At 69.9% G+C, this 15,093-nt stretch carries 15 protein-coding genes; 11 read left to right on the top strand and 4 right to left on the bottom strand.

Annotated features, from left to right (window positions below; translation table 11 throughout):
• The first annotated feature begins 172 nt into the window (after positions 1-172).
• From WG923_RS30245 to WG923_RS30210, 8 genes are all read left to right on the top strand, one after another.
• Positions 173-895 carry an SDR family NAD(P)-dependent oxidoreductase gene (locus WG923_RS30245; protein WP_340354758.1) on the top strand — a complete coding sequence of 241 codons (723 nt, stop codon included), beginning with the start codon at positions 173-175 and terminating at the stop codon, positions 893-895.
• A gap of 82 nt (positions 896-977) precedes the next feature.
• Positions 978-1,964, top strand: a complete 987-nt coding sequence (locus WG923_RS30240) for a tripartite tricarboxylate transporter substrate binding protein (RefSeq protein WP_340354757.1) — start codon at positions 978-980, stop codon at positions 1,962-1,964.
• Positions 1,965-2,243: 279 nt separating this feature from the next.
• The gene (locus WG923_RS30235; protein WP_340354756.1) at positions 2,244-3,167 is read left to right on the top strand and encodes an NAD(P)-dependent oxidoreductase; all 924 of its coding nucleotides are present in this window, start codon (positions 2,244-2,246) and stop codon (positions 3,165-3,167) included.
• Between the two features lie 27 nt (positions 3,168-3,194).
• Positions 3,195-4,154, top strand: a complete 960-nt coding sequence (locus tag WG923_RS30230) for a Bug family tripartite tricarboxylate transporter substrate binding protein (protein ID WP_340354755.1) — start codon at positions 3,195-3,197, stop codon at positions 4,152-4,154.
• 59 nt (positions 4,155-4,213) lie between these two features.
• Complete coding sequence (locus WG923_RS30225) at positions 4,214-5,275, top strand: maleylacetate reductase (RefSeq protein WP_340354754.1); 1,062 nt, start codon at positions 4,214-4,216, stop codon at positions 5,273-5,275.
• A 119-nt stretch (positions 5,276-5,394) separates the two neighbouring features.
• Positions 5,395-6,669 (top strand): serine hydrolase domain-containing protein, encoded by a 1,275-nt coding sequence (locus tag WG923_RS30220; protein ID WP_340354753.1) that lies wholly within the window; start codon positions 5,395-5,397, stop codon positions 6,667-6,669.
• Between the two features lie 112 nt (positions 6,670-6,781).
• Complete coding sequence (locus tag WG923_RS30215) at positions 6,782-7,960, top strand: SGNH/GDSL hydrolase family protein (protein WP_340354752.1); 1,179 nt, start codon at positions 6,782-6,784, stop codon at positions 7,958-7,960.
• Between the two features lie 26 nt (positions 7,961-7,986).
• The gene (locus tag WG923_RS30210; protein ID WP_340354751.1) at positions 7,987-8,667 is read left to right on the top strand and encodes an OmpW/AlkL family protein; all 681 of its coding nucleotides are present in this window, start codon (positions 7,987-7,989) and stop codon (positions 8,665-8,667) included.
• A gap of 12 nt (positions 8,668-8,679) precedes the next feature.
• On the opposite strand, the gene WG923_RS30205 is transcribed toward WG923_RS30210, so the two are convergent.
• Genes WG923_RS30205 through WG923_RS30195 form a run of 3 tightly spaced genes read right to left on the bottom strand, consistent with a single transcriptional unit; the run spans position 8,680 to position 11,952 of the window.
• Positions 8,680-9,327, bottom strand: a complete 648-nt coding sequence (locus WG923_RS30205) for a dihydrofolate reductase family protein (RefSeq protein WP_340354750.1) — start codon at positions 9,325-9,327, stop codon at positions 8,680-8,682.
• 17 nt (positions 9,328-9,344) lie between these two features.
• Entirely contained in the window at positions 9,345-11,021 is a 1,677-nt protein-coding gene (locus WG923_RS30200) for an FAD-dependent oxidoreductase (RefSeq protein ID WP_340354749.1), read from the bottom strand.
• A gap of 4 nt (positions 11,022-11,025) precedes the next feature.
• Positions 11,026-11,952 (bottom strand): LysR family transcriptional regulator, encoded by a 927-nt coding sequence (locus tag WG923_RS30195; protein WP_340354748.1) that lies wholly within the window; start codon positions 11,950-11,952, stop codon positions 11,026-11,028.
• A gap of 104 nt (positions 11,953-12,056) precedes the next feature.
• On the opposite strand from WG923_RS30195, the gene WG923_RS30190 reads away from it, so the two are divergent.
• The 3 genes from WG923_RS30190 to WG923_RS30180 are packed head-to-tail and all read left to right on the top strand — an operon-like array spanning position 12,057 to position 14,604.
• Positions 12,057-12,896 carry an intradiol ring-cleavage dioxygenase gene (locus WG923_RS30190; RefSeq protein ID WP_340354747.1) on the top strand — a complete coding sequence of 280 codons (840 nt, stop codon included), beginning with the start codon at positions 12,057-12,059 and terminating at the stop codon, positions 12,894-12,896.
• On the top strand, positions 12,893-13,258 hold the full coding sequence (locus WG923_RS30185; RefSeq protein WP_340354746.1) for a Dabb family protein: 366 nt from the start codon (positions 12,893-12,895) through the stop codon (positions 13,256-13,258). The genes WG923_RS30190 and WG923_RS30185 overlap by 4 nt, the downstream gene beginning before the upstream one ends.
• A 2-nt stretch (positions 13,259-13,260) precedes the next feature.
• A complete protein-coding gene (locus tag WG923_RS30180) occupies positions 13,261-14,604 on the top strand; it encodes an amidohydrolase family protein (protein WP_340354745.1) in 1,344 nt (447 codons plus the stop codon).
• Positions 14,605-14,631: 27 nt separating this feature from the next.
• On the opposite strand, the gene WG923_RS30175 is transcribed toward WG923_RS30180, so the two are convergent.
• Positions 14,632-14,844 carry a hypothetical protein gene (locus tag WG923_RS30175; RefSeq protein ID WP_340354744.1) on the bottom strand — a complete coding sequence of 71 codons (213 nt, stop codon included), beginning with the start codon at positions 14,842-14,844 and terminating at the stop codon, positions 14,632-14,634.
• Positions 14,845-15,093 lie beyond the last annotated feature (249 nt).

The raw sequence follows: 15,093 nt of genomic DNA, 5'->3' as shown, positions 1-15,093 counted from the left end.
CCCCGCCCCCCCCCCCCCCCCCCCCCCCCCCCCCCCCCCCCCCCCCCCCCCCCCCCCCCCCCCCCCCCCCCCCCCCCCCCCCCCCCCCCCCCACTCCGGGGTATTAACGAGCCACCGGAGCGCCCCCCTCCCAGCCTCCCCCCAGAGGGGGGAGGGGCAATACCAAAAACCCATGCAACAAGCCACCCTCGTCACCGGCGGCAGCGCCGGCATCGGCCGCGCCATCTGCGAAGCCCTGCTCGCGCAGGGCCGCACGGTCGTCAATCTCGACTACCGCCTGCCCGAATGGGAGCACCCGCAGCTCGCGTCCTTCCAGGTCGACCTCACCCGCGCGGCCGACACGCGCGAGCGCGCGGCGCAGGTCGCGCGCGAGTTCGACATCGTCGCGCTCGTCAACAACGCCGGCGCCACGCGCCCGGGCACCATAGCCACGCAGACCGCGGAAGACCTGGCCTACGTGCAGGCGCTGACGCTGCAGGCGCCCATGCTCCTCACGCAGGCCTTCCTGCCGGCGCTGCGCGCCTGCGGGCAGGGCCGCATCGTCAACATGGCTTCGCGCGCGGCGCTCGGCAAGACCGAGCGCATCGCCTATTCCGCCGCCAAGGCCGGCCTGGTCGGCATGACGCGCACGCTGGCCATGGAACTGGGCGGCGACGGCATCACGGTCAACGCGATCGCCCCCGGGCCGATCGCCACCGAACTGTTCCGCCAGAGCAACCCCGAGGGTGCGCCACGCACCCGGCGCATTCTCGACAGCATCGTGGTCAAGCGCATGGGCACGCCGCAAGACGTGGCCCGCGCGGCGCTGTTCTTCCTCTCGCCGGACAACGGCTTCGTCACCGGCCAGGTGCTGTACGTCTGCGGCGGCACCACGCTCGGTCTCGCCCCCGTCTGACCCTGCCTTCCTCCCTCCCCCTCCGGGGGAGGGCCGGGGTGGGGGCACTCCCGCACCTCATCGCAATCACAGGACTTCCAACATGAACCGCTCTCCCTTCCCCCGCCGCCCCTTCCTGCTGGCCGCCCTGGCCCTCGCCGCCGCCACGCCCTTCGCCGCCACCGCCCAGGCCTACCCCGCCAAGCCGATCACGGTGATCGTGCCCTTCGCGGCCGGCGGCACCACCGACATCCTGGCCCGCGTGATCGGCCAGGCCCTCACCAGGGACCTGGGCCAGTCCGTGATCGTCGACAACCGCTCTGGCGCCGGCGGCAACATCGGCGCGCAACTGGCGGCCAAGGCGCCGGCGGACGGCTACACGCTCTTCATGGGCACGGTCGGCACGCACGCGATCAACCAGAGCCTGTACAAGAAGATGCCCTTCGACCCGATCAAGGACTTCGCGCCGCTGACGCGCGTGGCCATGGTCCCGAACCTGCTGGTGGCCAACCCGGGCAAGCCGTACAAGACCGTGAAGGAGCTGATCGCGTACGCGCAGAAGAATCCCGGCAAGGTCAATTTCGGCTCCTCCGGCTCGGGCAGCTCGATCCACCTCTCGGGCGAGCTGTTCAACGCGCTGGCCAAGGTCGACATGGTCCACGTCCCGTACAAGGGCAGCGCGCCGGCCGTGTCGGACCTGATCGGCGGCCAGATCGACATCATGTTCGACAACATGCCTTCGGCGATCCAGCACGTGCGCGCCGGCAAGCTGCGCCCGCTGGCGGTGACGACGGCGAAGCGCTCGCCGGAACTGCCGGACGTGCCGACCATCGCCGAAGCGGGCGTGCCCGGCTACGAGGCCACGTCCTGGTTCGGCATGTTCGCGCCCGCGGGCACGCCGGCGCCCATCGTCGCCAAGCTCAACGGTGCCCTGGTCAAGGCACTGGCCGATCCGCAAGTGAAGAAGAAGCTGGCCGAGCAGGGCGCCGAGCCGTACAGCGAGAAGCCGGAGCAGTTCGCCGAGTTCATCCGCCAGGAGACGGCGAAGTGGAGCAAGGTGGTGAAGGATTCGGGCGCGAGCGCGGACTGAGAAGCCGTCAGCCACGGCCTGCGGCGAAAGCCGTCGCCCCCGCGACCGAGCCGCCCATGGGGCGGCGTAGTCGTGCGAATGCACGTAAGGCGGGGGCCCACGGCTTCCGACGAAAAGCGGCCATTGGCCGCTTTTCCCTTTTCCGGGTCCCCGCCTGCGCGGGGACGACGATGCAGGCCTTTTCTCCCGCCGGAAAACTGAATTCCGCCGCCCGCCTTGCCAGCCCCGCGGTCGCGCAACACACTGCCGCGAAACCTGGCAACGAAGGAACGCGAAGGCATGGCGAACCAGATCGGATGGATCGGCCTCGGCCGCATGGGCGAGGCGATGGTCAAGCGGCTGCTGAAGGCCGGGCACGGGGCGAGCGTCTGGAACCGCACGCGCAGCAAGGCCGAGCCGCTGGCCGAATACGGCGCGGAGATCGTCAGCCACAAGACCGACCTCGCCGCCTGCGCGGTGGTCTTCACCATGGTCTCCACGACCGACGACCTGAAGGAAGTCCTGTTCGCCGAAGGCGGACTGGTCACCGGCACGAGGAAGCCGCAGCTCGTCGTCGACAGCTCCTCGATCTCGCAGGAGGGCTCGGCGGAGATCCGCGCGCGCCTCGAAGGCATGGGCGTGGCCTACCTCTGCGCCCCGGTGTCCGGCAATGCCAAGGTGGCCAAGGCCGGCAAGCTGCTGATCGTGGCCTCCGGCCCGAAGGCGCTCTACGACCAGGCCGAGCCCTACCTGAAGGCCATGGGCCGCAAGGCGATGTGGGTGGGCGAGGGAGAGCTGGCGCGCATCTGGAAGATCGCCCACAACACCATGTTCGGCGTGGTGATCCAGAACCTGTGCGAGATCACGGTGCTGGCCGAGAAGGCGGGCATTCCCCGCCACGTGTTCCTGGAAAGCATCAATGACTCGGTGCTCGGCTCGATGTACACCCGCTACAAGACGCCGATGCTCGCGAACCTCACCTTCGACCAGGTCACCTTCACGCCCAGGCTGCTGCTCAAGGACATGGACCTCGGCATGGGCGCCGCGCGCACGCACGGGGTGGCCATGCCGGCCGCCGCGGCCACGCGCGAGTCGGTGGCGCGGCTGGTGGGCCGCGGCTACGACCACATCGACTTCGCGGTGCTGCTGCAGGAATTGGCGCGCGATGCCGGCCTCGAGCTCGCGCCCGAGAACGTGACCGTGGACGACGGCCTCGCGTCCTGATGTTGCGATAGACCCAGGAGACAAGACATGAAGCGCATCCTCACCCTTCTCGCGGCGACCCTCCTTGCCGGCGGCGTGGCCGCGCAGGCTGCCTGGCCCACGAAGCCGATCAGGATGGTGGTGCCGTTCACGGCGGGCAGCGGCACCGACATCATCGCGCGCACCGTCGGCGACGTGATGGCGAAGAACCTGGGGCAACCGGTCCTCATCGACAACAAGCCGGGCGCGGGCGGCACCATCGGCGCCGCACAGGTCGCCAAGAGCGATCCCGACGGCTACACGGTGCTGATCCACTCCTCGGGCCACGCGCTCAATCCGTCCATCTATCCCGCGCTCGCCTACGACACGGTGAAGGACCTGACGGGCGTCACGCCGCTCGCGGCGCTGCCGAACGTGCTGGTCGTCTCGCCGTCCAGGGGCTGGAAGACCGTGGCGGACCTCGTGGCCGCCGCCAAGGCGCATCCGGGGCAGATGAACTACGCGTCCGCCGGCATGGGCAGCGCCACCCACATGAACGCGGAGAAGTTCCGCCTGCGCGCCGGCATCGAGGCGCAGCACGTTCCGTTCAAGGGCACGCCGGAGGCCCTGAGCGACATCATCGGCGGGCGCAACGACTGGTTCTTCGCGCCGCTGTCGGCCGCGTTGCCGCTGATCAAGGACGGCAAGCTGCAGGCGCTGGCCGTGAGCACCTCGCAGCGCTCGCCCGCGCTTCCCGGCGTGCCCACCACGGTCGAAGCGGGCATCGCGGATTCCGAGTACACCTTCTGGGTCGGCATGATCGTTCCCTCGGCCACGCCGCCGGCGGTGGTCCAGCGCCTGCACGACGAAGCGCTGAAGGCACTGAACTCGCCCGAGGTGAAGGAGCGGCTGGTCAAGCTCGGCGCCGAGCCCTTCACCATGGCGCCGGAACAGTTCAACGCCTACATCCGCACGGAGATGGGCTCGGCGGCGCAGATCGCCAGGGCGGCCAACCTCAAGGCGCAGTGACGCGGGTGCCGGTGCACGTCGCGAGGGTGGGCGCGATCGATTCATCGACAGTTTCCGAGATGAAGAGCTTCGTCTACAACGGGCAGCCCGGGCGCGTCGTGTTCGGCGCCGGCGCGCTGTCGCAATTGGGCAAGGAGATCGAGGCGCTGGGTGCGCGCCGCGCGCTCGTGCTCTCCACGCCGGAGCAGCGCGCCTCGGCCGAACGCGTCGCGCACATGCTGGGTGCGAAGTCGGCGGGCATCTTCGACCGGGCGGTGATGCACGTGCCGATCGAGACGGCGCGCGAGGCGCGCGAGCTGGCGCGCCAGCTCGATGCGGACTGCGCGGTGGCCGTCGGCGGCGGCTCCACCACCGGCCTGGGCAAGGCGATCGCGCTCGACTCCGGCCTGCCGATCCTCGCCATCCCCACCACCTACGCCGGCAGCGAGATGACGCCGATCTACGGCATCACCGAAGGCGGCCTGAAGAAGACCGGCCGCGACGCCAAGGTGCTGCCGCGCACCGTGATCTACGACCCCGAGCTCACGCTCACGCTGCCGGTGGCGCTCAGCGTCACGAGCGGCATCAATGCGATCGCGCATGCGGCCGAGGGGCTCTACGCCGTGGACGCCAACCCGGTGATGGACCTGATGGCGCAGGAGGGCATCCGGGCCCTCGGGGCCGCGCTCCCGGGGATTCGCGCCAATGCGCAGGACCTGCAGGCGCGCTCGCAGGCGCTCTATGGCGCGTGGCTGTGCGGCATCGTGCTGGGCAACGTCGGCATGGCGCTGCACCACAAGCTCTGTCACACGCTGGGCGGCAGCTTCAACCTGCCGCACGCCGAGACGCACACCATCGTGCTGCCGCACGCGCTGGCGTACAACGCGCAGGCCGCGCCCGAGGCCATGCGCCGCATCGCTCAGGCGCTGGAGGGCCGCAACGCCGCGCAGGCGGTGTACGACCTCGCGAAGGACAACGGTGCGCCGGTGGCGCTGCGCGACATCGGGATGAAGGCGGACGACCTCGATCGCGCCTGCGACATCGCCCTGCAGAACCAGTACCCCAATCCGCGTCCGCTGGAGCAGGCGGCGATCCGGCAGTTGTTGCAGGATGCGTTCGAGGGCAAGCGGCCTTCCGGTTAGCCGCGGGTTCGCGTAGGCTGGCGGTGGAGCGACAGCGAAACCCCAGCGTTGCGGTCGCTCGCGCGCCGCTGGGGTTCCTGCGTCACCACCAGCCTACGAACATCCATCCGGGAGGGTCCATGGGCGACGGCTTCCTCGAATTCGACGGCGAACGCTTCCTCGATGGCGAGTCCTCCGATCCGCGCCGCCTCGGCTGGATGGAGGGCACGCCGCCGCCGGCGGACAAGCAGGTCCGCTTTGCCGACGACCGCTTCCTCGACTTCCCGCAGATCCGCTGGAGCCTCTCGCACATGCGCGAGCTGGTGCCCACCGTGAACGTCTGGCGCGGCGAAGGGCCGGCCAGCCCGTTCGAGTCCACGGGCGCCGGCGAAGAAGCCGCCATCGACAGCCTCGCGTTCACCGACCTGAACGGCAGCGCGCGCCGCTGGGACGCATCGCTTGCCGATACCTACACCGACGGCATCCTCGTCCTCCACCGCGGACGGCGGATCTACGAACGCTATGCCGGGGCGCTGCAGCCGCACGTGCCGCACTGCTGCTTTTCCATCACCAAGTCCTATGCCGCCACGCTGGCGGCGACGCTGGTGCACGAAGGCGTGCTCGACGAGCGTCAGCGCATCCCGCACTGGCTGCCCGAAATGCGCGGCACCGCGTACGACGACGCCACGCTGCGCCAGGTGATGGACATGCAGATCGGCGTCGCCTACTCGGAGCTGTACGCCGACCCGAAGGCGGACATCTGGGATTACGCGCGCGCGGGCGGGCTGCGTCCGCGCCCCGCGGGCTACGGCGGCCCAGGCAGCTTCTACGAGTACCTGCCGACGCTGCGGCCCGAAGGACGGCACGGCGAGGCCTTCGCGTACAAGACCGTCAACACCGAGCTGATGGCCTGGATCATGAAGCGCGTCTCGGGCCAGCCGCTCGCGCAGATGCTCGGCGAACGGCTGTGGGCGCCGCTCGGGTGCGAGCAGGACGGCTACCTCACCGTCGATCCCGCCGGCGTGCCCATGGGCGGCGGCGGCCTGAGTGCCACGCTGCGCGACCTCGCGCGCTTCGGCGAGCTGATGCGCCGCGAGGGTGACTGCAACGGCCGGCAGCTCGTGCCGGCCGCCGTGGTGGCGGACATCCGCCGCGGCAGCGACCCCGCCAAGTTCGCCAAGGCCGGCTACACGCTGCTGCCAGGCTATTCCTATCGCAGCATGTGGTGGGTCTCGCACAACGAACTCGATGCCTTCGAGGGCCGCGGCATCCATGGCCAGCGGCTGTACATCGCGCCGAAGGCGCAGATGGTGGTGGCGCGCTTCGCTTCGCACCCGATCGCCAGCAGCGCCGCCAACGACCCGATCACGCTGCCCGCGCTGCTGGCGCTGGGGCGCATGCTGCGCGACCGCTGACGCGCTCTTTACCAGCTCGGCGCGCGCAAACCCTCATGCGCGCAGCCACGCACTGCCGCTAAGCTGTCCCGCTGATAAATCGAACGGTCGTTCTATTTTCTGGAGACAAAGCATGCAAACAGGAAGACGTCACCTGCTTGGCGTAGTCGTTGCCGCGGTCGCGTTGCTGGCGGGCTGCGGCGGCGGCGGCGATCCCGCCGGTTCGAAGGTCGCGATCTCGCGCGTCGTGGTGGCCGGCGACAGCCTCGCGGACGTGGGTACGTTCGGCGGCGTCAAGTTCACCGTGCAGAACTCGGCCGATCCGGCCAACGGCTTCCCGATCTTCCCGCAGATCGTGGCGCAGAACTTCGGCGTCGCCAGCCAGTGCAACTTCTTCGCCTTCGACGGCACGACCTTCGTGCAGAACCCGCGGGCGGGCTGCACCAACTTCGCGATCGGCGGCGGGCGCATCGTGGTGCCGCAGGCGGAGGGCGGCGCGACCAACCCGCAGGCGGTGCCGACCCAGCTGGCCACCGCGGCACAGGTGGTGGGCGGCACCTACAGCGCCACGGACCTGGTCCTGGTCGAGGGCGGAGGCAACGACTCGGGCGACCTGCTGACGGCCTTCCTCGGTGCCGCCAGCGGTGCCGCCGGTGTGGCCAACTACCAGGTCTTCCTCGCGCAGCAACTCGATGGCCCGACGATCGCCGCCACGCTGCCGCAGCCCAATGGCGCCGCAACCGCCGCCGTGCTGTACATGAAGAAGCTGGCCGACACCTACTACGGCGCGGTCAAGGCCACCGCCCTGGACAAGGGTGCGACCCATGTCGCCGTGCTGGACATGCCGGACATCACCCTGACCCCGCGGATCCAGGCCGCGCTGGGGCAGGTCAGCCAGGCCAATGGCGGCGGTGCCACGGGTGCCGCGGCCGCGGCATCGGTGCAAGGCCTGGTGCGGCAATGGACCGATGCGTTCAATGCGCAACTGCGCGCCGATGTGGGCAGCGATGCGCGCGTGGCGGTGGTGCCGTTCAACGCCGACTTCACCGACGAAGTCACGCATCCGGTGGACTACGCCCTCTCCAACGTGAGCACCCCCAGTTGCGCCGTCGTCGGGGTCACCTTCTTCAACAGCCCGGCCGACGCCGCCCGCTGCACGTCCGCCGCGCTGGACGCCGCCCCGCCCGCCGGCCTCGCGCCCGGCTGGTGGCAGTCGTGGGCCTTCGCCGACGGCTTCCATCCCACGCCCTTCGGCCATCGCCTGCTGGCGTCGTCCACCAGCCGGGCGCTGGCACGCGCGGGCTGGCTCTGATCCCCATGCGAGCGAGGAAAGAAACCATGAAGAACAACGCAACCCTGGGCCGCCTCGCAGTGGCGGCGGCGCTGGCGATGCTCGCCGGCGGTGTCCATGCGCAGGCCGCCGGCACCTGGTTCGGCGGCATCGGCGTGACGCACGTCGCGCCGGATGTCTCCAGCGGCACCCTGTCGCCGCCGTCGGCACCCGGCACGCAGATCGACGTCGCCTCCGACACCAAGCCCACGCTGTTCGTGGGCCGCATGATCACCGACAACTGGTCGGTGGAAGTGCCAATCGGCCTGGGCTTCAAGCAGAGCATCCGCGGCGACGGTGCCATCGCCGGCGTGGGCGAGATCGCCACCGTGCGCACGCTGCCCATCACGGTGTTCGCGCAGTACCGCTTCTTCGAGCCGACGCACCGCTGGCGGCCGTACGTGATGCTGGGCCTGACCTACGCGTACAACTACGGCGAGCGCGGCAGCGCCACCCTGAACGGGATCAACCCGATCAACCCGCCGGGCGGCACGCAGCTGGACGTCGATTCGCGCTTCGGCCTCACGCCGGGCCTGGGCGTGTCGTACATGATCAACGACCGCTGGTTCGTCGATGCGCAGTTCGCCAAGTCCTTCCTGAAGACCAAGGCCACCTTGAGCAGCGGTCAGACGATCGAGGCGAAGATCAACCCCAACGTCTATCGGCTCGCGGTCGGCATGCGCTTCTGAGCCAGCGGCGCTTCAAGCGCCCTTGGTGAGCACCACGTGGAGCGCCGCCTCGGTGCCCACGTGGCGCGTGCAGCGAAAGCCCAGCGCCGGCAGGTCGATGCCCGCCAGCAGCGCCTCGCCGCGCCCGAGCACCGTCGGCGAGATCACGAGGTGCATCTCGTCGATCAGGCCGGCCTGCAGGTACTGCCGCACGGTGGAGACGCCCCCGCCGATGCGCACGTCCTTGTCCTGCGCCGCCTCGCGCGCGCGTTGCAGCGCCTCGTGGATGCCGCCCGTGACGAAGTGGAAGGTCGTGCCGCCCTCCATCTCGAGCGGAGCGCGGGCATGGTGCGTGAGCACGAACACGGGCACGTGGTACGGCGGGCTCGGCCCCCACCAGCCTTTCCATTCCTCGTCGGGCCAGGGCCCGCGCACGGGGCCGAACATGTTGCGGCCGAGGATCCACGCGCCCATGTTCTCCATCGAGGCGCGCGCGAATCCGTCGTCGGTGCCGGTCGTGCCGCCCTCCAGGCCCTGCATGGCGCGGAAGGTGCGCGTCGGAAAGAACCATTGATGCAGGGTCTCGCCGCCCACGCCCAGCGGATGCTCCAGGCTCTGCGCCGGCCCGGCGCCGAAGCCGTCGATCGAGACGGCAAAGGCCTGCACCTTGACTTTCGACATGCGCACCTCCGGATCGCTTACCAGGAAAAGCCGATGGCCTTGCGCAGGATACGCTCGGCGCCGCGAGCCTGGGTGCCGCGCCACGCCACGATCTGGTCCGGACGGATCAGGGCCAGCGGGGCCTCGTACAGCTCGCGCAGCGCCGGCGCGGCATGGCGCACCACGCGCAGGTCCAGCCCGAGCGCGCGGGCGGCGTGTTCGAATGCAGTGGTGGAAGGAGCGCGCGGGCCCAGCGCCAGCAGTGTCCATTCGCGGTGGAAGGTGTCGAACAGCGAGCGCCCGTCTTCCAGCCAGGCATGCGGAGGGCGTCCGCCCGGGCAGGCGGTGGGCAGGTAGTGGTTCGGCTCGTCCACGGGCGGCGTGCTGCCGTCGCCCACGATCAGCGGCGAGCGGTCGTAGCGGCCGCCGAAGGTCACGCCCGGAATGTTGAACTCCATGCGCGCGTGGGCATTCAGGTGCGCTGCGGCCTCGCGCCGCGCGGCTTCGCCTGCGGGGCCTTCGTCCTCCAGTACCGCGCGGGCCGGGAACAGGCCCACCGAGTCGGCGAAGTGGCGCGCATAGCTGGTGTTGCGCACCGCGAGCGGCCTGCGCTCGACCTCGTAGCTGTCCAGCAGCGCCGGCGCGTGCGGGCCGCGCACCGCGCTCGCGAGCTTCCAGCCCAGGTTCACGGCGTCCTCGACGGCGGTGTTGTAGCCGAGGCCGCCGGTCGGCGTGAACAGGTGCGCCGCATCGCCGGCGATGAACACGCGCCCCCGGTGGAACGATTGCGCCACCAGCGAGTGGCCGGCCGTCCAGGTGCCGAAGGAAAGGACCTCGATCGGGATCTCGCGCCCGAGCGCCTGCGCGAACACGCGCCGCGCGTCGGCTTCGGTCCACCGGTCCGCGTCCTCGCCTTCGTGCACCGCGGCGTGGAAGGCGAACTCCGTCCGGCCATCGACCGAGGCCGCGAACGCGCGCCGCTGTGCATTGACGGCCACGTACATCCAGGCGCGCGCATGCGGGAACACCTCGTGGAACCCCGGGGCGCGCAGGTACACGGCGAACATCTGCCCACCCATGAAGTCGCGCTTCACCCCGGTCGACCCGCCCCAGGCGATGCCGAGCGTGTTGCGCACGAGACTCCTGGCGCCGTCCGCCCCCACGAGGTACTTCGCCCGGACTCTTTGCCTTCCTCCCTCCCCCTCCGGCGGAGGGTAGGGGTGGGGGCACACCACGGCCTCGATCCCCTCCCCGGTGTCCTCGAACTCCACCAGCCTCCATCCATACCGGATGTCATTCGTCCCATACCTCTGCGCATGCCGCCGCAGCACCGCCTCCACGAACTTCTGCGACACCCGGTGCGGCAACTCCGCCGCGCTCCACGCCCCCGTCATGTTGCGCACGTTGCGCACCGCCTGCGCGGCGGTCGGCAGCGACAAGCGCGCCAGTTCCCACCCGGTGTAGCGGGTGAAATAGGCGATGTCGGTCGGATGATCCGGCGGCAGCCCCTGCGAGCGCACCTCGTGCGCGAAGCCCAGGCGTCGGAAGTGCTCCATCGTGCGCGCCTGCGTCGCGTTCGCCTGCGGATTGAAGGCCGTGCCCGGCTTCATGTCCACCAGGAGCGAGCGGACGCCGCGCCGCCCGAGCTCGTTGGCCAGCATCAGCCCGCAGGGGCCGCCGCCGGCGATCAGGACATCGGTGTCGAATTCCTGCATGGGCTCAGTAGCCGAAGCGGGCGGTCCACTTGCGCTCGTAGTCCATGCGGTCGAAATGTTCGGCGATGAAGTCGATGAAGGTGCGGACCTTGGCGGACAGGTGCTTGCGGCTGGGATACGCCAGGTTCACGGTCAGGCGCGGCAGGTCCCATGCGTCCAGCACCGGCACCAGCCGGCCCGCCACGATGTCCTCGTACAGGATATAGGTCGGCTGCACCAGGATGCCGTGGTCCTTCAGCGCGGCGGCGCGCAGCACCTGGCCGTCGTTGGATTCCAGCACGCCCTTGATCGCGACGGCCGTCGTCACGCCGTCGCGCGTGAAGCGCAGCTCGTGCGGGTTGTTGGCGTAGGTGTAGACCAGCAGCGAGTGCCTGGCCAGGTCTTCCAGCGCGCGCGGCGTGCCGGCGCGGCCGAGGTATCCGGGCGAGGCCGCGAGGATGCGCCGCGTCTCGGCCAGCCGGCGGATCGTGATGTTGGAGTCCGGCTCGAATTCGCGCGTGCGGATCGCCACGTCGATGTTGTTGTCGATCAGGTCGAGGTAGCGGTTGGCGGTCTCGACGTGCACCGTCACGTCCGGGTAGCGCTTCGCGTATTCCGGCAGCAGCGGCGCGATGTGGTGCATCGCGAAGGAGAGCGAGGCGGTGACGCGCAGCGTGCCGGTGGGATTGAGCGTGGAGGCGTTCACCGCCGATTCGGCATCCTGCAGTTCCGCCAGGATCGCCTTGCTCCGGCGCAGGAACTCCTGGCCGGTCTCGGTGAGGTACAGCCGGCGCGTGTTGCGCTCCACCAGCCGCGCGCCCAGGCGCTCTTCCAGCGCGGAAAGGTGGCGGCTCGCCGCGGCGTTGGACAGGCCCAGCTCCTCGGCGGCACGGCTCAGGCTGCCCGTCTCGGCCACCTGCACGAACAGCGCCATCTCGGTCCAGCGGTCCAAGCCCGGTCTCCTGCTTTGTTTCGCGCGGCGGAAAAGTCATTTGCCGCGGCGGTCTTTCGCAAATTATGGCCCCGCCCTAGAGTCCGCCCCAGGAGACCCGTCGCATGCGCAACCTCACCCAGGACAACATCACCCAGGCCGTCATCGCCCGCTTCGCGGAAACGCCGGATGCGCGCCTGAAGGAGATCATGACCAGCCTGGTGCAGCACCTGCATGCCTTCGCGCGCGAGGTGAAGCTGACCGAGGGGGAATGGTTCAAGGGCATCGAGTTCCTCACGCGGGTGGGGCACATCACCACCGAACAGCGCCAGGAGTTCATCCTGCTGTCCGACACGCTGGGCCTGTCGATGCTCACCGTGGCCATGAACCAGGACAAGCCGGCCGGCTGCACCGAGGCGACGGTGTTCGGTCCCTTCTACGTCGAGGATGCGCCGAACTACGACCTCGGCGAGGACGTCGCCAACGGCGCCCCCGGCATCCCCTGCCGGGTGCGCGGCACGGTGCGCGGGCTCAACGGCGAAGCGGTCCCCGGTGCGGAAATCCACGTCTGGCAGGCCGATGCCGAGGGCAAGTACGACGTGCAGCGCGAGGGCCTGCCGCAGCACCAGGCCCGCGGCGTGCTGCATGCCAACGGCAAGGGCCAGTATCACTTCCGCTCCATCCTCGCCGAGGCCTATCCGATCCCCGACGACGGGCCGGTCGGCGACATGCTCAAGGCGACCAGACGCCATCCATGGCGGCCGGCGCACCTGCACTTCATGATCGAGGCGCCGGGCTACGAGACGCTGATCACGCACGTGTTCCGCAACGGCGACCCCTACCTGGATTCCGACGCGGTGTTCGGCGTGCGGCAGTCGCTGGTCGCCGACTGGGTGAAGCAGGCGGACGAAACGTATCTCGTCGAATACGACTTCGTGCTGAACCCGAAGGGGCCAGCCGCGTGATCCGCCACATCGTGATGTGGAACGTGCGCGGCGCCACGCGCGAGGAAAAGCAGGCCAACGTGGAGCGCCTGAGGCGCAGCTTCCACAGCCTGCGTGGCCGCGTCCCCGGCCTGCTGCACCTGGAAGTGGGCGTGGATTCCAGCCGCATCGACTATGCGTGCGACGTGGTCCTGGTGAGCGACTTCGAATCGCAGGCGGCGCTGGACGCGTATGCCAGCCATCCGGAACACCTGCGGGTGAAGGGCGAGGTCGGCGACATCCGCACGCACCGCTACCAGGTGGACTACGCGCCTTCACTCCCTCCCCTTGCGGGGGAGGGCGGGGGTGGGCGCGCCCGCGCGCAAGACCAGCCCGAGGCTTGACCATGGCCAGAACCCTCCTGCGCGGCGCGACCGTCCTCACGATGGACAGCCAGGGCGACCTCGCCACCGGCGACCTCCTGGTCGAAAACGATCGCATCGCCGCCATCGCGCCTTCGCTGCAAGTGGACGACGCGCAAGTCCTCGACCTTGCCGGCCACATCGTCATCCCCGGCCTCGTCAACGCCCACATGCACACCTGGCAGACGGCGCTGCGCGGGCTCGCCGCGAACTGGACGCTGCTGGAGTACTTCCAGAAGATGCATGCGGGCCTGGCCACGGCCTTCCAGCCCGAGGACCTGTACATCGCCACCCGCATGGGTGCGCTGAACCAACTGAATTGCGGCACCACGACGCTGGCCGACTGGTGCCACAACAATCCGACGCCGGCGCACAACGACGCCGCCATCGAAGGCCTGCTTTCCACCGGCATCCGGGCGGCGTTCTTCCACGGCACGCCCAAGCCCGACCCGAAGCCGGGACAGACGCCGTTCTGGGAAGTGCCGCATCCGCGCCGCGAGGTCGAACGGCTGCTGGGCAGGCACCAGGGCCGGCCGCTGCTGGCGATCCATGCGGCGGTGCTGGGTCCGCACTACTCCACGCTCGACGTGGCGCTGCACGACTTCCGCATGGCGCGCGAGCTGGGGCTGATCGCTTCGATGCACCAGGGCGGCGGCGCGGCGCGCACGCCCGATGGATGGGAGCGGCTGGAAGCAGCGGGACTGCTCGGGCCCCACATCAACATCGTGCATGGACATGCGCTGTCGGATGCGCAGCTGCAGCGCTTTTGCGAACTGGGCATGAGCTTCTCCGCGGCGGCGGAAAGCGAGATGTCGCAGGGCCATGGACATCCGCTGACCGGGCGGCTGCGCCGGTTCGGCCGTGCGCCTTCGCTGGGCGCGGATCTCGAGAGCGTGCTCTCGGGCGACATGCTGACGCAGGCGCGCGTGGCGCTGGGCATCCAGCGCAGCCTCGACAACGTGGCGTACCGCGAGGCGCACGGCACGATCCCGCCGACGTCGACCATCACCACGCGCGAGGCGCTGTCGTGGGTGACCGTGGAGGGCGCGCGCATGCTGCAGCAGCTCGATCGCATCGGCACGCTGGCGCCGGGCAAGCAGGCCGACCTGGTGGTACTCCGCGCGACCGACCTGAACATGCAGCCGGTGCACGACGCGGTGAGCAGCGTGGTGTTCCAGGCCTCGCTGGCGAACATCGACAGCGTGATGGTGGCGGGGCAGTGGAAGAAGCGCGCGGGGCAGCTGCTGGCGGGCGAGCTGTCCCACGACCTTCAGAGGCTGCGCGAGTCCGGAGAGAAGATCACGCGCGCGATGGGCCTCGCGCCCTGATCGCGCGTGCGCGGGGCGCGGCGACGCTCACTTCCTGGGTGTCATGATCCCCAGCATCAGGTCCGTGTTGAGTTTCGCCATCTGCTGGAGCAGCGCCCACTGGCCCGCCATGATCTGGGCGAACTGCGGGTTGGTCGGGTTGGCCTGGCCCGACATCGCCAGGGTCGCCGTGGACTGCGCGATCTTCTGCTGTTCGGCGAGGATCTGCTTGATCGCTTCGTTGTATTCATCCAGGGTCATGAGCGCTCCAGTACCGGGAACAATCCCGGCCCCCATCCTAGTGTCCTGTCCCGCAAATATCTAGGCTCTCGCTGCCCCGTATCGGGCCGCAGGCAAGGCGCGGGCGCGGGTCAAGCCTGGACGGCTTGACCCGTGCACGCAACGCGGCATGCGGCCCGATACGGGGCAGCCCGAAGGGTCCGGCGCAGGCGGGGCCCTCGGCGGTCGTCCAGAGTGGGTCCAGCCGGCCAGGCTGGACCCACACGTGGC

This window comes from Ramlibacter sp. AN1133, from assembly GCF_037890035.1.
Classification (GTDB): Bacteria; Pseudomonadota; Gammaproteobacteria; order Burkholderiales; family Burkholderiaceae_C; genus Ramlibacter.
The sequence above is the reverse complement of the archived record's forward strand: the minus strand, read 5'-3'. Positions and strand labels throughout refer to the sequence as shown.